At 60.0% G+C, this 19,697-nt stretch carries 17 protein-coding genes; 7 read left to right on the top strand and 10 right to left on the bottom strand.

The window, feature by feature from the left end:
• Positions 1 to 83 precede the first annotated feature (83 nt).
• Both ETW23_RS06965 and ETW23_RS06960 read left to right on the top strand, forming a co-directional pair.
• Complete coding sequence (locus ETW23_RS06965) at positions 84 to 1,886, top strand: CHASE domain-containing protein (RefSeq protein ID WP_134829550.1); 1,803 nt, start codon at positions 84 to 86, stop codon at positions 1,884 to 1,886.
• A 27-nt stretch (positions 1,887 to 1,913) separates the two neighbouring features.
• A complete protein-coding gene (locus ETW23_RS06960; RefSeq protein ID WP_247676725.1) occupies positions 1,914 to 2,324 on the top strand; it encodes a response regulator in 411 nt (136 codons plus the stop codon).
• A gap of 267 nt (positions 2,325 to 2,591) precedes the next feature.
• Here the strand turns inward: ETW23_RS06960 and ETW23_RS06955 are convergent, their stop codons facing one another.
• Complete coding sequence (locus tag ETW23_RS06955) at positions 2,592 to 4,199, bottom strand: ATP-binding protein (protein ID WP_134829548.1); 1,608 nt, start codon at positions 4,197 to 4,199, stop codon at positions 2,592 to 2,594.
• Positions 4,200 to 4,396: 197 nt separating this feature from the next.
• On the opposite strand from ETW23_RS06955, the gene ETW23_RS06950 reads away from it, so the two are divergent.
• The 5 genes from ETW23_RS06950 (at position 4,397) to ETW23_RS06930 (ending at position 9,718) form a co-directional block, all read left to right on the top strand.
• Complete coding sequence (locus tag ETW23_RS06950; protein ID WP_129371377.1) at positions 4,397 to 6,004, top strand: peptide chain release factor 3; 1,608 nt, start codon at positions 4,397 to 4,399, stop codon at positions 6,002 to 6,004.
• Between the two features lie 42 nt (positions 6,005 to 6,046).
• A complete protein-coding gene (locus tag ETW23_RS06945; RefSeq protein ID WP_129371378.1) occupies positions 6,047 to 6,802 on the top strand; it encodes a hypothetical protein in 756 nt (251 codons plus the stop codon).
• Positions 6,792 to 7,736 (top strand): glycosyltransferase family 2 protein, encoded by a 945-nt coding sequence (locus tag ETW23_RS06940; RefSeq protein WP_134829547.1) that lies wholly within the window; start codon positions 6,792 to 6,794, stop codon positions 7,734 to 7,736. The genes ETW23_RS06945 and ETW23_RS06940 overlap by 11 nt, the downstream gene beginning before the upstream one ends.
• A gap of 182 nt (positions 7,737 to 7,918) precedes the next feature.
• Entirely contained in the window at positions 7,919 to 9,328 is a 1,410-nt protein-coding gene (locus ETW23_RS06935; protein WP_134829546.1) for a DEAD/DEAH box helicase, read from the top strand.
• A 210-nt stretch (positions 9,329 to 9,538) separates the two neighbouring features.
• Positions 9,539 to 9,718 (top strand): RSP_7527 family protein, encoded by a 180-nt coding sequence (locus ETW23_RS06930; RefSeq protein WP_129371381.1) that lies wholly within the window; start codon positions 9,539 to 9,541, stop codon positions 9,716 to 9,718.
• Between the two features lie 201 nt (positions 9,719 to 9,919).
• Here ETW23_RS06930 and ETW23_RS06925 read toward each other — a convergent pair whose 3' ends face one another.
• From ETW23_RS06925 to ETW23_RS06885, 9 genes are all read right to left on the bottom strand, one after another.
• Positions 9,920 to 11,587: a ribonuclease J gene (locus ETW23_RS06925; RefSeq protein WP_134829545.1), complete on the bottom strand. Its 1,668-nt coding sequence runs from the start codon at positions 11,585 to 11,587 to the stop codon at positions 9,920 to 9,922.
• Positions 11,584 to 12,366: a type III pantothenate kinase gene (locus ETW23_RS06920; protein ID WP_129371383.1), complete on the bottom strand. Its 783-nt coding sequence runs from the start codon at positions 12,364 to 12,366 to the stop codon at positions 11,584 to 11,586. The genes ETW23_RS06925 and ETW23_RS06920 overlap by 4 nt, the downstream gene beginning before the upstream one ends.
• A 12-nt stretch (positions 12,367 to 12,378) precedes the next feature.
• The gene (locus ETW23_RS06915; RefSeq protein ID WP_134829544.1) at positions 12,379 to 13,125 is read right to left on the bottom strand and encodes a biotin--[acetyl-CoA-carboxylase] ligase; all 747 of its coding nucleotides are present in this window, start codon (positions 13,123 to 13,125) and stop codon (positions 12,379 to 12,381) included.
• A gap of 68 nt (positions 13,126 to 13,193) precedes the next feature.
• The gene (gene nuoN / locus ETW23_RS06910; protein ID WP_129371385.1) at positions 13,194 to 14,633 is read right to left on the bottom strand and encodes an NADH-quinone oxidoreductase subunit NuoN; all 1,440 of its coding nucleotides are present in this window, start codon (positions 14,631 to 14,633) and stop codon (positions 13,194 to 13,196) included.
• A 15-nt stretch (positions 14,634 to 14,648) separates the two neighbouring features.
• Positions 14,649 to 16,196, bottom strand: a complete 1,548-nt coding sequence (locus ETW23_RS06905) for an NADH-quinone oxidoreductase subunit M (RefSeq protein WP_134829543.1) — start codon at positions 16,194 to 16,196, stop codon at positions 14,649 to 14,651.
• On the bottom strand, positions 16,196 to 18,325 hold the full coding sequence (nuoL, locus tag ETW23_RS06900; RefSeq protein ID WP_134829542.1) for an NADH-quinone oxidoreductase subunit L: 2,130 nt from the start codon (positions 18,323 to 18,325) through the stop codon (positions 16,196 to 16,198). The genes ETW23_RS06905 and nuoL overlap by 1 nt, the downstream gene beginning before the upstream one ends.
• 6 nt (positions 18,326 to 18,331) lie before the next feature.
• On the bottom strand, positions 18,332 to 18,637 hold the full coding sequence (gene nuoK / locus ETW23_RS06895; RefSeq protein ID WP_008553673.1) for an NADH-quinone oxidoreductase subunit NuoK: 306 nt from the start codon (positions 18,635 to 18,637) through the stop codon (positions 18,332 to 18,334).
• Between the two features lie 4 nt (positions 18,638 to 18,641).
• Positions 18,642 to 19,244, bottom strand: coding sequence for an NADH-quinone oxidoreductase subunit J (locus ETW23_RS06890; RefSeq protein WP_129371388.1), 603 nt, complete (start codon positions 19,242 to 19,244; stop codon positions 18,642 to 18,644).
• The gene (locus ETW23_RS06885) at positions 19,241 to 19,675 is read right to left on the bottom strand and encodes a carboxymuconolactone decarboxylase family protein (protein ID WP_129371389.1); all 435 of its coding nucleotides are present in this window, start codon (positions 19,673 to 19,675) and stop codon (positions 19,241 to 19,243) included. Before ETW23_RS06885 ends, ETW23_RS06890 begins: the two co-directional genes overlap by 4 nt.
• Between the last annotated feature and the right edge of the window lie 22 nt (positions 19,676 to 19,697).

Below are 19,697 nucleotides of genomic sequence, written 5' to 3'. Positions count from 1 at the left end.
CACAACCCAGATGCGAATTTATCGTTCATTAAGGACTGCAAAGGTAGAATGCGCTGGACGCATAGCGGGCTGTGAGCACACCGATGAAGACGATTTCCCCTATTCAGAAATGGCGCTTATTCTTCAGGAACAGTCACCTCTCGCTGATCCATGCACTGGTCATTGGCCTGTCGCTGATGATGACCATCGGCGCCTGGCTCTACGCCGAAACGCAGACGCAAAACCGTGTCGAAAATGCCTTTAATGCAGCCCGCGATCAGGCCGTCGGCTTGATTGCAGCCCGCATGGAGAAATACGAAGAAGCCCTATGGGCCGGTGTATCAGCCATCCAATCCAATGATGGCGACATGAGCTATGAGCAGTGGAAAATCTTCGCGCATTCCCTGCGGGTTGACGAAAGGTACCCGGGGATCAACGGGATCGGCGTCATTCACCATGTTGACCCGTCCCAATTTGACAGCTACCTGCGGACCCGGCGGACGGAACGGCCGGATTTTTCAGTCTATCCCGCGCATGGCAACAGCATTCACTTGCCGATCTCGTTCATTGAGCCAGAGGATCTGAATGCAGCGGCCGTGGGACTGGACGTTGCCCACGAACTCAACCGGCGGAATGCCGCATTGGACAGCCGCTCAAGTGGCGAAGCCAGGATTACCGGCCCCATTGTACTTGTTCAGGACGAAAGCAGCACACCGGGTTTCCTGTTTTACGCCCCCTTTTATTCCGGAGGAGACGCTGACAGCCAATCAGAGCGCGAGCAGCGCTTTGACGGCATGGTCTACGCGCCGTTCGTGGTCCGGAAACTGATGGCCGGCCTGCTGTCCAAGGAGCTGAGGAATGTGCGGTTCAGTATCAGCGACCAAGGAGAGCGGATCTATAATGAACATGACCCGGCAGATCCCCAGTTTGATCCCGCTCCCAAGTTTGCAGAGAAGGTGCTGCTGGAAATATACGGCAGAAAATGGACCATTGATATCCGCACCAATCTTGGGTTCCGCCAGGCAAACTCCTATTCTCAGCCGACTTTAATACTGATTGCCGGCCTGGTGATCGAAGCCTTGGTCATTTCGCTGTTGTTTTTCATGAGCCGGTCAAACCAGCGCGCCCAGGCTTATGCGGAAAGGGTTACGGCCGATCTGCAGCAGGAGACCGCGAAGCTGGCCAAGGCCAACGCGGAACTGGAACAGTTTGTCTACATCACCTCACATGACTTAAAGACGCCCGTTCGCGGCATAAGCACGCTTACCGAGATGATCCTGGAAGATCTGGAAGACTATTTTCAATCCGCAAATGCAGACCCCGAGGTTGCTGCCAACCTGGCGCGGATCACTGAACGAGTGGGCCGGATGAACGATCTGACCCAAGGTGTGATGGAATTTTCGCGTATTGGAAAACATGAGGAAGCTGAACAGATACTCAACCTTGGCGAGGTGATTGAAACACTGAAATCGGATTTCAGCCTTTCCGATGGCCAGCTTGAGCGGCTGGGAGACGTGGAAACCATTGCCACGGATACCTTCAACTTCCGCCGTGTCCTGGAAAACCTTGTTGGCAATGCGGTCAAGTACCATCCCGCGCCGGACACCGCGAAGATATCCGTCAGCATTGTGGACGCAGGCGACCGGTATGACATATCTGTAAGGGACGATGGCGACGGTATTGCGCCGGAATTCCATACTAAAATTTTCGAAGTCTTTCAAACTCTGCGGCGCCCGAACCAGCCTGAAAGCACTGGCATTGGCTTGGCTATTGTGAAAAAAACGGTCGAACAGCATGGGTTTGGGGTTGAGTTGAAATCCGAGGTTGGACACGGCGCTGATTTCAGGTTTAGCTGGCCGAACAAAGGGGCTGCACACTCCTCTGCAAACCAAGAGAAAGCCGCCTGACGTGGAGAGCACGAAATGAATATCCTTTTGGTCGAGGACAATGACCTGGATGCGCTTATTCTGGAGCGCACTCTGAAGAAACTCTCCCCTGCTGCACAAATTGTCCGGGCATGCGATGGGCTGGAAGCGCTGGAAATCCTGACCACCGACAAGCTGCAGGACGTTCCGCACCCCTTTTTCATTCTGCTGGACATCAACATGCCGCGCATGAACGGGCATGAATTCCTGGACGCCATGAGGGCAAAGGAAGATATTTCCAGCCACATCGTTTTCATGTTTACGACATCCGAAAATCCGAAAGACATATCCCGGGCCTACGCCCGGAACGTGAGCGGCTACATTGTGAAGCCGATCTCTTCAGCCGGCACGCGGAAGGTATTGGGCGCGTTGCAGGATTTGTGGGATATCTGCACACCTCCTATCTACTGCAGCGCATAATACGCACTCACCGGCCGCAGGGCAAAACGGCTGAACATCTGAAGCGGGCACCCGGTCTCTGGGCCTATCCTTCCCGTTGCTGCCTGCAGCGGCTGTTGACACGGCAACAGCGAGCTGCGGGCGCGCGGCATATCCTTAATGATCCTGGATGCGGACACACAGGTGTGCCGCGCTTGAGATGCGCGGGATTGCGTTGGTGCAGCAGACCAGGCCGGCAAGCCCCGGCCTGGGAAACCTGCAGCAGGTACTTTGCGCAATTGCCCCCGTCTACCGCAGGATACGCGCCAAAAGCTCAGCCTTGCGGAAGGGTTTGGACAGAAAATCGTTCATCCCCACGGCCATGCAAGCCTCCACGTCGCTAGGCTGCGCATTGGCTGTCAGCGCAATGATCGGGCATTCCGGCAGCGCGGCGTCCTGCTCATACTGCCGGATTTTCCGAGTGGCCTCGAGCCCGCCCAGAACCGGCATCGACAGATCCATCAGGATCAGGTCGCAGCCGGCAGAGATATATGCCTCAAAGGCGAGCTGCCCGTTGGCCGCAAACTGCAGGTCTGCGCCAGTAGGTTTCAACATCTTCCTGACCACCAGCTGGTTGGTCCTGTTGTCTTCGGCGACAAGGATCTTCATCCCCTTCAACGCCTCTGCCGGCAGCTCTGACGGGGTGTTTGCCGCCTGAATATTCAACGCCAGTCTTTGATCCTGAACGCAGGAAACGCCGTCTTCCGGGCTGGCGGCACCATCCTCTGCATCCGCCTGCCTTAAATCCAGATGGACCGTAAAGACCGCCCCCTGCCCCGGCACCGATGCCACGTCGATCCTGCCGCCCATCCGCTCAACCAGCGCCCGGGTGATCGCCAGTCCCAGGCCGGTGCCCTCTACCACCCTTGTGGTCTGGCGGTTGACCTGTTCGAACGCAGAAAAAATCTGTTCAATCTGCGATTGGTCGATCCCCGGGCCGGTGTCGCTTACAGAGATGCGCAGCGGCAGTTTCGCTGCGCCAGGGTCATAGGAAACACTGGCAGTGACATGGCCGGTGCCGGTGAATTTGATCGCATTACCCAGCAGGTTCATCAGGATTTGCCGGATCTTGCTGGCGTCCCCGATAAAAGCCCGCGGGGCGTCAGCGGGATAATCGGTGCGAAGATCGAGCCCCTTGTACGCCGCCTTTGCCCACAGCAGGGTCCCCACATCCTGGACAAGGTCCAACAGGGAAAAGGGAGCATCCCGCAATGAGATTTTGTCCGCCTGAATTTTGGAAAAATCCAGGACGTCGTTGATCACGCTCAGCAAGGCGGTGGCCGAATTGAAAATCGTGTCCGCAAACAAAGCCTGCTGGTCGTCAAGTTCTGTTTCTTTCAGCAATTCACACATCCCGAGAATGCCGTTCATCGGGGTTCTGATTTCGTGGCTCATGTTGGCCAGAAACCGCTCTTTTGCCTGGCTTGCCTCCTCCGCCTTGTCCAGAGCCAGCCGGGTGAGTTCCAGCGCCTCGTCCCGCTCACGCTCAGACGTGATATCGGTGGAGGAGCCGACAAGGTAAACCAGCCTGCCGTTATCATTGAAGACAGGCCGCAGCGTCGTGCTGAGGTATTTTGTTTTCTGAACAGCCGGAAGGACGATGTCGTAGGTGGCTTCCCTGCCTGCAGCAATGACGTCAAGGTGGTGGTTCAAGGCGCGGCGGCCAGTCGCCCCGCCATAAAGCTCAAGCGCGGTTTTGCCGGCGAAATCGTCAAATCCGAGCTTGGTGAATTCCCGCGCCTTTGTATTCATTGCCACATAGCGCGGCAGGCCGTCGCCCCCCACTTTCAGGACGATCACTGCAATTTCGACTGAGTCCAAAACTTCAAAATGATCGGAAAATTCATCTTGTTGCACGAGTTATTCCTGCAGTGGCATAGTTTTCAAATCCGGTTGCCCGCATTCATTCAAATAGACTTACAAGATATTCGTTAGCGAAACATAGGCAAACCGGAATTTGGATCTGTTTGTTGCCGCTTGATGGCCGGCAGCTTGCCCGGCGGCGGCCCCTGTTTTCCTTGCCACGCTTGCGGATTCTGGATACAGCCACCCCCATGTTGGACACCGCTTCAAACCACCCCGAACTGCCGCCCGAAATTGCTCGGCGCCGGACCTTTGCGATCATTTCGCACCCTGACGCCGGCAAGACCACGCTGACTGAAAAGTTCCTGCTTTACGGCGGTGCGATTCAGATGGCCGGCCAGGTGCGCGCCAAGGGTGAGGCGCGGCGCACGCGTTCGGACTTCATGCAGATGGAAAAAGACCGCGGAATCTCGGTCTCTGCCTCGGCGATGTCGTTTGATTTCAGCGGCTTCCGCTTTAACCTGGTGGATACGCCCGGCCACTCGGACTTCTCCGAGGATACTTACCGCACGCTGACGGCGGTGGATGCGGCAGTGATGGTGATCGACGGCGCCAAGGGTGTGGAAAGCCAGACCCAGAAACTGTTTGAAGTCTGCCGCCTGCGCGACCTGCCGATCCTGACCTTCTGTAACAAAATGGACCGGGAAAGCCGGGACACCTTTGAGATCATCGATGAGATCCAGCAGAATCTGGCAATTGACGTGACACCTGCCAGCTGGCCGATCGGCGTCGGCCGCGAATTCATCGGCTGTTATGACATGCTGCGAGACCGGCTGGAGCTGATGGACCGCGCCGACCGCAACAAGGTTGCAGAAAGCATTGAAATCAACGGCTTGGATGACCCAAAGCTGGCTGAACATGTGCCGGAACACCTGCTGGAACAGCTGTTGGAAGAGGTCGAGATGGCCCGCGAACTGCTGCCCGCACTGGACCCTCAATCGGTGCTGGAGGGGCATATGACCCCGATCTGGTTCGGCTCGGCGATCAACTCGTTCGGTGTGAAAGAGCTGATGGACGGTATCGGCGCCTATGGCCCCGAACCGCAGCCGCAATCCGCCCAGCCCCGCCAGGTGGCGCCGGAAGAAAAAAAGGTCGCGGGTTTCGTTTTCAAGGTGCAGGCCAATATGGACCCCAAGCACCGCGACCGGGTGGCTTTTGTCCGCATGGCGTCGGGGCATTTCAAACGCGGCATGAAACTGACCCATGTGCGCACCAAAAAGCCGATGGCGATTTCCAACCCTGTGCTGTTCCTGGCCTCGGACCGCGAGCTGGCGGAAGAGGCCTGGGCCGGCGATATCATCGGCATACCAAACCACGGCCAGCTGCGTATTGGCGATACGCTGACCGAGGGCGAGGCAATCAGGGTCACCGGCATCCCGTCGTTTGCACCGGAACTGCTGCAAGGTGTGCGGGCGGGCGATCCGATGAAGGCCAAGCATCTGGAAAAGGCGCTGATGCAGTTTGCCGAAGAAGGGGCTGCCAAAGTGTTCAAGCCCTCGATCGGCTCCGGCTTCATCGTCGGCGTTGTCGGCCAGTTGCAGTTCGAGGTTCTGGCCTCGAGAATCGAGATGGAATACGGCCTGCCGGTGCGGTTTGAGGCCAGCCAGTTCACCTCGGCCCGCTGGGTCAGCGGGGAGCGGGCAGCCGTGGACAAGTTCACCAACGCCAACAAGCAGCACATCGCCCATGATCACGACGGCGATGTTGTGTATCTGACGCGGCTGCAATGGGACATCGACCGGGTGGTGCGCGACTATCCGGACTTGAAACTGACCGCGACCAAGGAAATGATGGTCTGACAGAAACGCCGCATTTAGAAAAACAGCGCATTGAAACCCGTCATGGACCTGGATCAACAGAACTACCCTGGCGGTTTTTTTGCGCTGATGCGGCGGCTGGAGACACGCGAGGCGCCTTTCGACGATCCGCTGTCGGTGCTGCCGCCCCCGGACGTTGATCTGAATGCACTTAAGGCAGCGTTGGTCTCCTGCGCACCTGACATGACCAGCATGCCGGAAAACCGCAGGCATGCGTTGCGCAAGCAGGCGATTATACGCGCAGAGTTTGTTGGCCAGTCTGAACTTTGGGCGCTTCATGCAGTTTGCATTGCCATTCTGCGCAGGCGCGCCGCCCCGCCGCAAGCGCGGCAGTTGTTTCTGCGGATATGGTCGGAACAGGGCGGCGCGCTGGCCCGCGAACTGCCAGTGCGCTGGATGATATCGGCAGCAGCTACATTTGCCGATCATGGGGAAACCATGGACCAGCGCTTGGGAGGACAGGGGCTGATGCTGCTGTTCGACCTGATCAAGCTTCACGACAGTGAGCGCCGTCAGAGCGGACAGAAAAACAGCGTTGGCTTTCCCCGGACCCGCGGCGGCTCAAAGCCGGATGATCTGGGCTTTGGCTTGGAGCCCTATTCGCTGCCAAACGGGGATTTGGACAAGAACATGCTGGCCCGGCTGTGGCGCTATGCCGAGAATGACGCGGTTCTTCGGCCTTTGGGAACACGCATGCTGCAGATGGTCATGAATGATCCGCGCAGCATCTTCGCCCGGATCCAACGCTATAAGAACAGGCCCGCCTCTGATGAGCGGTGAGCAGATCAAATGGGGTGTCGTCAGCACCATCAAGGCACACGCAGGCGATATCCTGACCTTTGCGGCCCATTACCTTGAGGCCGGGGCGCACAGACTGTTTCTGTATCTGGATGCCCCCTGCCCGGACGCATTTCCGCATCTGAAAGCACATCCGAAGATCCGGGTCACCGAGTGCAACGAGACCTACTGGCGGCGGATGGGCCGACGGCCGGTCAAGCACCAGGTGCGGCAATCCGCAAATGCCAGCCGCGCCTACCAGCGTCAGGCCGGGGATGTGGACTGGCTGCTGCACTGCGACGTGGACGAATTCCTGTGGTCTGCAGGGTCTGTTGCCGCCCGGCTAGCGGCGCTGCCACCTGACATCCGCTGTGCCCGGGTGCGCCCGGTTGAAGCCCTGGCGGGCGGCGGTGGCACGGCTTTCAAAGGATATCTCCCGGTCGCTGACCAGAACGCCCGTGCCGCGCGGCTGTACCCGCAATTCGGCAAGCATCTCAAAGGCGGTTTTCTGAGCCATGTCCAAGGCAAACTGTTTACCCGCACCGGCATCGACGGCCTGGAGATTCGGATTCACAATGTTTTGCTGGACGGCGGCATGAATCCCGGCCAGGCCGAACTGGACGGCATGGATCTGTGCCATTTCCATGCCGCGGACTGGCAAAGCTGGATCAGCCATTACCGGTACCGGCTGCAAAAAGGCTCTTACCGGGCCGGGCTTGCCCCCTCCCGGTCACGGGACACCGGGGGAATCACTGCGCACGAGCTGCTCAGCACGATTGAAGCGGATCACGGAGAGGCCGGCCTGCGCGTCTTTTTTGACGAAGTTTGCGCCGATAGCCCTGACCTGCGGAACCGCCTGCAGGCTGAGGGGCTGCTAAAGATCCGAAAACTGGATTTGGACACAAAACGGCGGAAACACTTTCCCGAATTCGGCTGAATTGTCTCTCTGATGCAAATGGGCGGGACAAAAGAACAGCAAAACCCGGCAATAATTGACGATCACGCGGGATTTTGCTATGCCGCCACACGAGCCGGTAGCTGCCATCCCGCATGACCTTTGCGGAGCCGGTTGCAACACACACGCGCGGGCCAGGTCAGTGTCCGCAATGACGGATACATATGACAAAATTCTCCGATCTGAACCTTAATCCCAAGGTCCTCAAAGCTGTTGAGGAAGCTGGATATGAAACCCCCACTCCAATCCAGGCCGGGGCGATTCCATCCGCACTGGAGGGACGCGACGTTCTGGGAATCGCCCAGACCGGCACCGGCAAGACTGCGTCTTTCACGCTGCCGATGATCACCCTTCTGGCGCGCGGCCGCGCCCGCGCCCGGATGCCGCGCAGCCTGGTCCTTTGCCCCACCCGCGAGCTGGCGGCCCAGGTAGCGGAGAACTTCGACACCTATGCCAAGCATGTAAAGCTCACCAAGGCACTGCTGATCGGCGGGGTTTCGTTCAAGGAACAGGACGCGTTGATTGACAAAGGCGTCGATGTCCTGATCGCTACCCCCGGCCGCCTGCTGGACCATTTTGAGCGCGGCAAGCTGCTGCTCACCGGCGTGCAGATCATGGTGGTGGACGAGGCCGACCGGATGCTCGACATGGGCTTTATCCCGGATATCGAGCGGATCTTCTCGCTGACGCCGTTCACCCGCCAGACGCTGTTCTTTTCGGCCACCATGGCGCCGGAGATCGAGCGGATCACTAACACATTCCTGTCAGGCCCGGCCCGGATTGAAGTGGCCCGCCAGGCCACTGCGTCGGAAACCATCGAACAGACCGTCGTGCAGTTCAAAGCGTCCCGCCGCGACCGCGAAGCAACGGAAAAACGCCGGGTACTGCGCGCGCTGATTGATGGCGAGGGTGACAAGCTCACCAATGGCATCATCTTCTGCAACCGTAAAACGGATGTGGATATCGTCGCCAAATCGCTCAAGAAATATGGTTATGACGCAGCGCCGATCCATGGCGATCTGGATCAAAGCCAGCGGACCAAGACTTTGGACGGTTTCCGCGAAGGGGCCTTGCGCATCCTGGTGGCGTCCGATGTGGCCGCGCGCGGCCTTGATGTGCCCAGCGTCAGCCATGTGTTCAATTTCGATGTGCCCGGCCATGCCGAGGACTACGTCCACCGGATCGGCCGCACAGGGCGCGCCGGCCGCGAGGGCAAGGCCATCACCATCTGTATTCCGCGCGATGACAAGGCGTTGGATGCGGTGGAAAAGCTGCTTCAGAAAGAGATCCCGCGTCTGGACAACCCGGTGAAGCCGGAACCCAAGGCGGAAAAACCCGCGCGCGCCGCCAAGCCGGCAGCGGACACCCGCACGGCCAAGCCGGAGGCGGAAGCCCGCGAGCCCCGCAAGGAGGCACCCCGCAGCCCCCGCAAGGACGAAACGCCTGCGCAAAAGCCCGAACGCTCTTCGGGCCGCGGTAAATACGGTAAACGCGACGACAAATCCGTGGTCGGCATGGGTGACCATCTGCCCAGCTTCATCGCCCTCAGCTTTGCAGAGCGCCGGGCCGGCTGACCGGCACCGCCAGACATTTTTTGCAGGCCGCTCCTCCTCGGGGCGGCCTTTTTTCATTGCGGCTGAAGAAGGGCGACCCGCCACGCAACTGCAGTATAACGACCTTTGCATTTGCAGCATAACGGGTCTTCGATCTTGGGTGGCGTCAATCCGTGCAGACAGGCGTATTGCTTCGGCAACACTGTAACGCGATTGAAGATGGGCTTCGCCATGAACACCACCGACACCAACACCCTGACCATTGCACAATTCCAGGCCATTGAAGCCCGCGCCCATGAGCTGCGCGCCGAGGCGTTTGCCAACGTGATGCGCCGCCTGTTCCGCGCTATGTTCAGCGCCCCGCGCAAGGTAGTTTCCTGCCCCAGCTGCGCCCGTCCGCTGCACGGCTGAGACGTCTCGCGGCTCTACCGGACAAGTACCCGAATTGACAACGCCGCGTGCCTAAGAAGGCCGCGGCGTTGTTGTTTCTTGCACTGTTGTTCTGCGGCAGCGCCGCGGACCCGTCAGGGTGCGCGGCGCCTGGCCCAACGGGGCCTGCTGCATTTTAATGCGGCTAGGGCCGGGCGGGAGAACCGCCCGGCCCACGCAGGCTCAGCGCATGCGGCTGACGACCACCGTCACCTCGGGTTTTTTGCCGATCTCGCTATGGGCGCTTTGGCGGGCAATACGGCGCAGCTCCTGTTCCAGCTTCTCCTCATCGCGCAGCGTCTTGGCACCGGCGCGCATCAGGAACTGGTTCAGATCCGCTTCCATCACCTCGACCAGAGCGGCGTTGGAACTGCCGGTCTCAGGCAGGCCCTTGACGTCGCACCAGGGCTCGCCCAGCGGTTCGTCCTGCTCGTCCAGCAGCACCGTCACCACCACATGGCCGTTCAGCGCCATGCGGATACGGTCGCGGACAACACCGTCCATCGCACCGTATTTGACAGATCCGTCCAGATAGGTGCGGCCGGTATCGACATAGCCGGCGGACTTGGGCGCGTCGCCGCTGAGGTCCATCATCATTCCGTTGACCACAACAGCGCTGGCAATGCCCTTTGCCTCGCCCAGACGGGCGTGCTGGCGCAGATGGCGGTGCTCGCCATGCATCGGCACCAGCATTCTGGGCTTCAGCAGGGTATGCATGGTTTCCAGATCCGGCCCATTGGCGTGCCCCGACACATGGTAAAGACCGGAACTGTCATCAACCACATCCACACCCATTTCAGAGAACTGGTTGATAATGCGGATCACGCCCTTTTCATTGCCCGGGATGGTCTTGGAGGAGAACAGGAAGGTGTCGCCCTCCTTCAGCTCCAGCCCGCGGTATTTGCCGCGCGCCAGCTGCGCGGAAGCCGCACGGCGCTCGCCCTGGCTGCCGGTTGTGATCAGCATCAGATTGTCGCGCGGCACATTGTTGGCGTCTTCGGGGCTGATCACCTTGGGGAAGTCCGTCAGAACGCCGGTTTCCGTTGCCGCCTCGATCATCCGGCGCATCGCCCGGCCCAGCAGCACAATGGACCGCCCGGCCCGCACCCCGGCTTCGGCCAGGGTTTTCACACGGGCCACGTTGGAGGCAAATGTGGTGGCGGCAACCAGGCCCTTGGCTTCGGAAATCAGCCGGGTGATCTCATCCGGCAGCTCCGATTCCGAGCGGCCCGGATGGGTGGAGAACACATTGGTGGAATCACAGACCAGCGCCTGGATGCCGTCCTTGGCGATCTCTGCCCACATCTCCGGATCAAACGGTTCGCCGACCAGCGGATTGGAATCCAGCTTGAAGTCGCCGGTGTGCACCACCCGCCCTGCCGGGCTGTCAATCACCAGCGCGCCGCTTTCGGGGATTGAGTGGCTCATCGGGGCGACGCCAATGGTGAAGGGACCCAGTTTGGTCACTTCCGGCCAGGCTTCGACCGTGTGCACATTGGCCGGATCGTGACCCGCCTCCTCCATCTTACGCCGCGCCAGATTGGCGGTGAAAGCACGGGCGTAGACCGGCACATTCAGGCTGGAATACATATGCGCGATGGCGCCGATGTGGTCCTCGTGCCCGTGGGTGACGAAAATCCCCTCCAGCCGGTCTACCCGCTCTTTCAGCCAGGTCATGTCCGGCATGATCAGATCAACGCCGGGGGTGGTGTCCATATCGGGGAAGGTCACGCCCAGGTCGACCAGGATCAGGCGTTCCTTGTTCTTCGGCCCGTAGCCGTAGACATAGGCATTCATGCCAATTTCACCCGCCCCGCCGAGGGGCAGATAGATCAATCTTTCACTGCTCATGCGTCAGTACCATTATCCTTGTTGTATTTATGAATGATCTGCAGGCCATGCATGGTGAGGTCATCCTCAAATGCGTCGAACAGATCAGCGGATTGCTGGAACAAAGGCGCCAGCCCGCCTGTCGAGATTACTTTCATCGCCACGCCGCGTTCCGCCTTGATTTGGGTGCAAATCTCGCGGACGAGGCCGACATAGCCCCAGAACACGCCGGACTGCATACAGGCGACGGTGTTGGTGCCGATGACATTTTCAGGTTTGGTGATGTCCACATGCGGCAGGGCGGCGGCAGCTTGGTGCAGGGCCTCCAGGCTCAGGTTCACGCCGGGCGCAATCACCCCGCCGACATAGGCGCCATCTTCGGCCACCACATCAAAAGTTGTTGCGGTTCCAAAATCCACCACAATCAGATTGCCGCCATAAAGGTCAAAGCCGGACACCGTATTGACCAGCCGGTCGGGGCCAACGGCGGTGCCTTCGTCCACGCGCACCGCGACGGGCAGCAGGCAGCCGGGCTTACCCACCACCAGGGGGCGCGTGCTGAAATAGCGGTCCGCCAAAACCCGCAGATTGAATACCACCCGCGGCACGGTGGAGGAGATGATCATGTCGGTGATATCCGCCTCGATCCCCTGCAGCCGCATCAGCGTGTTCAGCCAGACATAATACTGGTCGGCAGTGCGCTGCCAGTCGGTGGCGGTGCGCCACATGCCAACGAATTTTTCGCCGTCGTAGATCGAGAAGACGGTATTGGTATTGCCGCAGTCAACTGCCAGAAGCATTGCTGCCCCTTCCTAGAAATAGATGTCGGCCGCGGGAATGCTGACGCGGCCCTTGGCAGTGTTTAGGACAAGGTTGCCGCCGGCGTCCACTGTTTCAAAAGTGCCTTCGGTCTCGGAACTGGCGGTGCGGGCGGTGATCACTTCGCCCAGCTTGGCGGCGCGCGCCAGCCATGCGGTGCGAATCGGTTCAAAACCATAGGTGCTGAATTGCTGCTCATAGCGCGCAAAGGCCTCTGCCACGGCATCCAGAAACTCCTCAGGCGAGACCTGAACGCCGGTTTCCGACAACAGCGAAACCGGCCAGACCGCACCGGGTTCCAGCCATTCCTTCATCGGGGTTTCCACCAGATTGACACCGATGCCGACAAACAGATGGGTGACCCCCTGCCCGTTGCCGGCACTTTCCAGCAGGATTCCCGCCAGCTTGCCGCCTTTCAGCAGCACGTCGTTGGGCCATTTCAGCGACAGGCCTTCGGTGCGCCCGGTAACCGCAACACAGGCGTCATAGACCGCAAGTGCCGCGACAAAGCTGCGCAGCGCTGCCTGATCCGGCGCGCCTTGGGGCCGCATCACCAGCGTGGCGGCGAAATTGCCCTTGGGGTCCTTCCAGTCGCGCCCGCGGCGGCCCCGCCCCATGGTCTGCCGCAGCGCCAGGATCCACTCCGGGCCTGCCAGCTCGCCTGCGATGCGGGCGGCCTCGTTCAGGGTGCTGTCGACCTCGGCAAGCACCCGTTTTCCATATCCTGCTGGCCAGCTCATACGCGCTCCTTAAATGCGGAAAGGCCCGGTCACAAGACCGGGCCTTGTCAGCCTGCCTGAAAAGCAGATCAATTTACAAGCGTTGCTGCGGCAGCAGCTGCGGCGCCGTCGATGCCAAACTGGTAGACCACGCCCACCAGCATCAGCGCTGCAGAGGCCATCAGTGCCACGCCCAGGATCGGCGAGCCCTTTGCTTCTACATCGTCATCGCCCGTGCCGAAGTACATGTAGAAGACGATGCGGATGTAGTAAAACGCACCGATCACCGAAGCCACGGCAGAGGCAATGACCAGCCCGATCAGCCCAGCATCAACACCCGCCTGCCAGACGCCCAGCTTGGCAAAGAAGCCCAGCATCGGCGGCACGCCGGCCAGCGAGAACATCAGGATCAGCACCGCCAGCGCCTTGCCCGGCTCGCGCGCGGCGAACTGGTTCAGCGCCATGATATCGGTCACGGGCTTGCCGTCTTTCTCCAGCATCATGATAAAGGAGAATGTACCGATGTTCATGGTGACGTAGATCGCCAGATACACCAGCATCGCAGTGACGCCCTGTTCGGTGCCTGCTGCCAGACCGATCATCGCATAGCCCATATGGGCAATCGACGAGAAGGCCATCAGGCGTTTGATGTCGCGCTGGCCGATGGCGGCAATGGCGCCGAGGAACATCGACAGCACCGACAGCACCACGATGATCTGCTGCCAGTCGGAGATTGCACCGCCAAAGGCATCATGCAGGACGCGGGCAAACAGGCCCATCGCCGCAACCTTGGGCGCGGTGGCAAAGAAAGCGGTGACCGGGGTCGGCGCGCCCTCGTAGACGTCGGGGGTCCACATGTGGAAAGGCACCGCCGAGACCTTGAACGCCAGACCCGAGATCATGAAGACAAGCCCGAACAGCATTCCGATGGACATATGGCCCTGTTCGGCAACCTGGATGATGCCCGCAAACTGGGTGGTGCCGGCAAAGCCGTAGACAAGCGAGGCACCGTACAGCAGCAGGCCGGAAGAAAGCGCGCCCAGCACGAAGTACTTGAGGCCCGCCTCGGTCGACTTCACACTGTCGCGGCGCATTGCAGCGACGACATAAAGCGACAGCGACTGCAGCTCCAGCCCCATGTAAAGGGACATCAGGTCGCCTGCGGAGACCATCATCATCATCCCCACAGCGCTGAGCGCCACCAGGATCGGGTATTCAAACCGCAGCATGCCGCGGCGCGCCATATAGTCCTGGCCGATCAGCAGCACCGCCGCCGCGCCCAGCAGCAGCGCCACCTTGGCAAAGCGGGCAAAGCCGTCGTTGATGAACATGCCGTTGAAGGCCGTCTGGGTGGTGGCCGGGCTGGCCGCGATCCAGAAGGCTACCGCCGCCAACAGCGCGGCGGTTGCCCAGACCAGCGGCACTGCCAGCTTGTCCTTGGTGGTGTAGACCGCGCCAAGCAGCGCGCCCATCGCGTAAAGCGCCAGAACGATCTCTGGCAGGATTACAGTAAGATCAGCTTGGATCATCTGCCTGATGCTCCCTTAATGCGAAGCAATCCGGGTGGCTGCCGAGATGTCGGCAGCCGCCAGAGACTGGTTGAAGTTTGCAATCAGCGCCTCGGTCGAGGGCGCGATGATGTCGGTGACCAGAGACGGATAGACGCCCAGCAGCAGGGTCATGACCACCAGCGGCGCAAAGACAAAGCGCTCGCGTGCGGTCATGTCACGGATGCCGGCCAGGCTGCCCTTGATCATGTCGCCGAACACCACCCTGCGGTAGAGCCACAGCGCATATCCGGCCGAGAAGATCACCCCGGTTGCGGCCACGGCCGTCACCCAGGTGTTTTTCTGGAAGGCGCCCATCAAGGTCAGGAATTCACCGACAAAGCCGGAGGTGCCCGGCAGGCCGACGTTGCCCATGGTGAAGAACATAAACACCAAAGCGTATGCCGGCATCCGGATCACCAGTCCGCCATAGGCGTCGATGTCGCGGGTGTGCATCCGGTCATAGATCACCCCGACACAAAGAAAGAGCGCGGCAGAGATGAAGCCGTGCGACAGCATCTGGAAGATGGCGCCGTCGATGCCCTGCTGGTTGGCGGCAAAGATGCCCATGGTGACAAAGCCCATGTGTGCAACCGAGGAATAGGCAATAAGCTTTTTCATGTCCTCCTGCACCAGTGCCACCAGCGAGGTGTAGACCACCGCGATGGCCGACATCCACAGGACCATATCGGTCATCACATCCGCGCCCACCGGGAACATCGGCAGCGAGAACCGGAGGAAGCCGTAGCCACCCATTTTCAGCAGGATCGCAGCCAGCACCACGGAGCCCGCAGTCGGTGCCTGCACGTGCGCGTCCGGCAGCCAGGTGTGCACCGGCCACATCGGCATCTTCACCGCAAAGGAGGCAAAAAACGCCAGGAACATCAGCGTCTGGGCGCCGCCCACGACGTGAATGCCCAGCACATCAAACGACGCCGCCGAGAAGCTGTGGGTCAGCAGGGTTTCGATATCAGTGGTGCCCGCATCCACATACATGAAGACCATCGCCACCAGCATCAGCACCGAGCCGAAGAAGGTGTAGAGGAAGAACTTGAAGGAGGCGTAGATCCGCTCCTTGCCGCCCCAGATGCCGATGATCAGGAACATCGGGATGAGGCCCGCCTCAAAGAACAGGTAGAACAGCACCAGGTCCAGCGCCATGAAGACACCCAGCATCAGGGTTTCCAGCAGCAGGAAGGCGATCATGTATTCCTTCACACGGGTCGTGACCGACCAGCTGGCCAGAATGGTCAGCGGCATGATGAAGGTGGTCAGCATCACAAACAACACCGAGATGCCGTCGACGCCCATCTTGTACTTCAGCCCCAGGATCCAGGCCCGGTCTTCCACAAACTGAAAGCCGGTGTTGGCAGGGTCGAACTCGAAATAGATGCCAAGGCTCACCAGGAAGGTGATCGTGGTGGCAAAGAGCGCGACATACTTGGCGTTGCGCTGCGCCGCCTTATCCTCGCCGCGCAGGAACAAGGCCAGAATTCCTGCAGCCAGCGCCGGGATAAAGGTGACAATAGAAAGGAGATTGTCCATCAGTGCGTTCCTCCGCCGATCGACATCCAGGTGACCAGGGCTGCGATGCCCAGCACCATCCAGAAGGCATAAGTGAAGATGTACCCGGACTGTGCGCGTCCGGCGAGACGGGTGAAGAAGGGCACAACGCCCATGGCCAGACCATTGAGGAAGCCGTCGATGGTGCCCCCATCGCCGCGTTTCCACAGGAAGCGGCCAATGGCCAGGGCAGGTTTGACGAAGATCACGTTGTAGATCTCGTCAAAGTACCACTTGTTCAACAGAAACAGGTAGAGCGGGCGTTGCTGTGCGGCCAGACGTGCCGGCAGCGACGGGTTCCAGATGTAGAACCACAGCGCCAGGACCAGACCTGCAACCATTGCCATGAACGGGGACAGCTTCACCCATTTCGGGGCCGCGTGGGCGTCCTCCAGGATGTGGTTGTCCTTGCCGATGTAGATACCGCCCTCGCCCGGCTTGCCTGCAAACACATAGTGGTGCGCGCCTTCAGCCGTGGTTTCACCCTGCGCAGCTTCTTCACCGTGGCCGTCAGAGACACCATGTGCAGTGTCCGCGCCGTGGCTGGCGTCTTCGCCATGTGCCGCGGCTGCGGCTTCCGCAACCGGAATGCCGTAGAATTTGCCGACCTGATCAGCGTGGCCGAAGAAGCTGCTGTACCAGATCATGCCTGCAGTAACCGACCCCACCGCCAGCACGCCCAGCGGCACCAGCATGGTCCAGGGGCTTTCGTGCGCGTGATCGTGGGTGTGTTTGTCGCCGCGTGCCTCGCCGTAGAAGGTCATGAACATCAGGCGCCAGGAGTAGAAAGAGGTCATGAAGGCCGCAATCACCAGCGCCCAGAAACCGAACATCGATCCGCCCGCATAAGCGCTTTCGATAATCGCATCCTTGGAGACAAAGCCGGCAAAGCCGATCCAGCCGCTAAGCGGGATGCCGACACCGGTGATGGCCAGAGTGCCGATCATCATCGCCCGGAAGGTCCACGGGATCTTTTTGCGCAGGTTGCCATAGTGGCGCATGTCCTGCTCGTGATGCATCGCGTGGATCACCGAACCGGCGCCCAGGAACAGCATCGCCTTGAAGAAGGCGTGGGTGAACAGGTGGAACATGGCAGCGGAGTACATGCCGACGCCAGCGGCCACGAACATATAGCCCAGCTGCGAGCAGGTCGAATAGGCGATCACCCGCTTGATGTCGTTCTGCACCAGCCCGACGGTGGCCGCAAAGAAGGCCGTGGCTGCGCCCATCACGGTGATGAATGCAGTGGCTTCAGGCGCAAACTCCATCAGCGGCGACATCCGGCAGACCAGGAACACGCCCGCGGTCACCATGGTTGCCGCGTGGATCAGTGCCGACACCGGGGTCGGGCCTTCCATCGCGTCCGGCAGCCAAGTGTGCAGGATCAGCTGCGCCGACTTGCCCATCGCGCCGACAAACAGCAGGAAAGCAATCAGGTTGGCAGCATTCCACTCGCTCCACAGGAACGACACTTGGGTTTCCGCCAGCGCCGGGGCAGCGGCAAAGATGTCCGCAAGGTTGATGCTGTCGGTCAGGAAGAACAGCCCGAAGATCCCCAGCGCAAAGCCAAAGTCGCCGACGCGGTTCACGATGAAGGCTTTCATCGCCGCCGCGTTGGCGGTGGGCTTGCGGTAGTAAAAGCCGATCAGAAGGTAAGAGGCAACGCCGACGCCTTCCCAGCCAAAGAACATCTGCACCAGATTGTCAGAGGTCACCAGCATCAGCATCGCAAAGGTGAAAAACGACAGATAGGCAAAGAAGCGCGGCTTGTAGCTTTCACCGTCTTTCCACTGCGGGTCATGCGACATGTAGCCGAAGCTGTACAGATGCACGAGCGACGACACCGTGGTGATTACGATCAGCATGATCGCGGTCAGCCGGTCCAGCCGGATAGCCCAGGAGGTCGACAGCGAGCCGCTTTCGATCCAGCGGAAGATTTCGATGTTTTCGGTCACCCCGTCAAACGACAGGAAGGTGATCCAGCTGAGCAGCGCCGCCAGGAAAAGCAGCGATGTGGCCGTGACTGTGGCGGCTTTCTCGCCGATGAATTTCCAGCCGAAGCCGCAGATCAGGGCGCCCGCCAGCGGGGCAAAGAGAAGGATGGTTTCCATGTTTCTTCAGCCCTTCATCACGTTGACGTCTTCGACGGCAATGGTGCCGCGGTTGCGGAAGAAGCAGACCAGGATCGCCAGGCCGATGGCCGCCTCGGCGGCGGCAACGGTCAGCACGAACAGGGTAAAGACCTGCCCCACCAGATCGCCCAGGAACGACGAGAAGGCCACCAGATTGATGTTCACCGCCAGCAGCATCAGTTCGATGCTCATAAGCAGGATGATCACGTTCTTGCGGTTCAGGAAGAGCCCGAAGATGCCGATGACGAACAGCGTCGCCGCGACGGTCAGATAATGTTCAAGTCCGATCATGTGCTCACAGCCCCTGCCCCGGTTTCACGTCCTTGAGTTCCATTGCCACGGCCGGGTCGCGCATCATCTGGGCAACCACGTCCTGGCGCTTGACGTCGGTGCGGTGGCGCAGGGTCAGCACAATCGCGCCGATCATCGCCACCAGCAGGATCAGGCCTGACAATTGGAACAGAAGGAAATATTGGTCATAAATGATGAGGCCCAGGGCCTCGGTGTTGTGGCGGTCGGCGGGTACTGGATTGGCCAGCAGTTCCGGCGCCTTATGCGCGGTTTCCCAGACGCCAAAGGCCATCACGAACTGCATCAGGATTACCAGGCCGATCAGCAGCGCCAGCGGCAGGTACCGCGCCATCTCGGCCTTCAGCGCGGCAAAATCCACGTCGAGCATCATCACGACAAACAGGAACAGCACCGCGACCGCGCCTACATAGACGATGATCAGCAGCATGGCGACAAACTCCGCCCCCAAGAGCACAAACAGCCCGGCCGAAGAAATAAAGGCCAGGATCAGCCACAGCACCGAATGCACCGGCTGGCGGCTGATCACGGTGAACAGCCCGCCGGTGATGGCGCTGACGGCGAAGAGGTAGAAGGCAAAAACGCTCATGTCTCATCGTCCTTGTTGTCGTCCAGGACCGTCTGCGCCAGATCCAGCGCCCGGTTCATGGCCGGAATGCCGGCGAACACCGACATCTGTCCGATCGTTTCCACGATCTCTTGTTTCTTCGCGCCTGCCGCGAGGGCGTGGCGCACGGTCTGGCGCACCGCTGAATCAGCCTGCGCGCCTTGCATTGTCAGCCCGGCCAGTGTCAGCAGCAGCCGGGTTTTGGCATCCAGCCCGTCTTTATTGACGGTGTTGCCGAACATCATTTCCATGACCTCTTTGGGCATGGTGGGCCATAAGCTTTCGAACTCCTTGAAAGCCTCCGAGGGCGAGAAGTTCTCCAGCGCCGGATTGAAGGCCTTGGCCATCTCCTGCGCCTGGGTCTGCATCTGGGCCATCATGGCCTCAAACGGATTGGGCGGCTGTTTGGTCATGTCCTGTCCTCCGTCCAAGAAT

Source organism: Leisingera sp. NJS201, from assembly GCF_004535885.1.
GTDB lineage: Bacteria > Pseudomonadota > Alphaproteobacteria > Rhodobacterales > Rhodobacteraceae > Leisingera.
The sequence above is the reverse complement of the archived record's forward strand: the minus strand, read 5'-3'. Positions and strand labels throughout refer to the sequence as shown.

What these genes read in the sequence shown, in the direction of transcription:
- ETW23_RS06965 (WP_134829550.1), top strand. Translation starts at nt 84, where the DNA reads ATGAAGACGATTTCCCCTATTCAGAAATGGCGCTTATTCTTCAGGAAC.
- ETW23_RS06950 (WP_129371377.1), top strand. Translation starts at nt 4,397, where the DNA reads ATGTTGGACACCGCTTCAAACCACCCCGAACTGCCGCCCGAAATTGCT.
- ETW23_RS06945 (WP_129371378.1), top strand. Translation starts at nt 6,047, where the DNA reads ATGGACCTGGATCAACAGAACTACCCTGGCGGTTTTTTTGCGCTGATG.
- ETW23_RS06940 (WP_134829547.1), top strand. Translation starts at nt 6,792, where the DNA reads ATGAGCGGTGAGCAGATCAAATGGGGTGTCGTCAGCACCATCAAGGCA.
- ETW23_RS06935 (WP_134829546.1), top strand. Translation starts at nt 7,919, where the DNA reads ATGACAAAATTCTCCGATCTGAACCTTAATCCCAAGGTCCTCAAAGCT.
- ETW23_RS06930 (WP_129371381.1), top strand. Translation starts at nt 9,539, where the DNA reads ATGAACACCACCGACACCAACACCCTGACCATTGCACAATTCCAGGCC.
- ETW23_RS06925 (WP_134829545.1), bottom strand. Translation starts at nt 11,587, where the DNA reads ATGAGCAGTGAAAGATTGATCTATCTGCCCCTCGGCGGGGCGGGTGAA.
- ETW23_RS06920 (WP_129371383.1), bottom strand. Translation starts at nt 12,366, where the DNA reads ATGCTTCTGGCAGTTGACTGCGGCAATACCAATACCGTCTTCTCGATC.
- ETW23_RS06915 (WP_134829544.1), bottom strand. Translation starts at nt 13,125, where the DNA reads ATGAGCTGGCCAGCAGGATATGGAAAACGGGTGCTTGCCGAGGTCGAC.
- nuoN (WP_129371385.1), bottom strand. Translation starts at nt 14,633, where the DNA reads ATGATCCAAGCTGATCTTACTGTAATCCTGCCAGAGATCGTTCTGGCG.
- ETW23_RS06905 (WP_134829543.1), bottom strand. Translation starts at nt 16,196, where the DNA reads ATGGACAATCTCCTTTCTATTGTCACCTTTATCCCGGCGCTGGCTGCA.
- nuoL (WP_134829542.1), bottom strand. Translation starts at nt 18,325, where the DNA reads ATGGAAACCATCCTTCTCTTTGCCCCGCTGGCGGGCGCCCTGATCTGC.
- nuoK (WP_008553673.1), bottom strand. Translation starts at nt 18,637, where the DNA reads ATGATCGGACTTGAACATTATCTGACCGTCGCGGCGACGCTGTTCGTC.
- ETW23_RS06890 (WP_129371388.1), bottom strand. Translation starts at nt 19,244, where the DNA reads ATGAGCGTTTTTGCCTTCTACCTCTTCGCCGTCAGCGCCATCACCGGC.
- ETW23_RS06885 (WP_129371389.1), bottom strand. Translation starts at nt 19,675, where the DNA reads ATGACCAAACAGCCGCCCAATCCGTTTGAGGCCATGATGGCCCAGATG.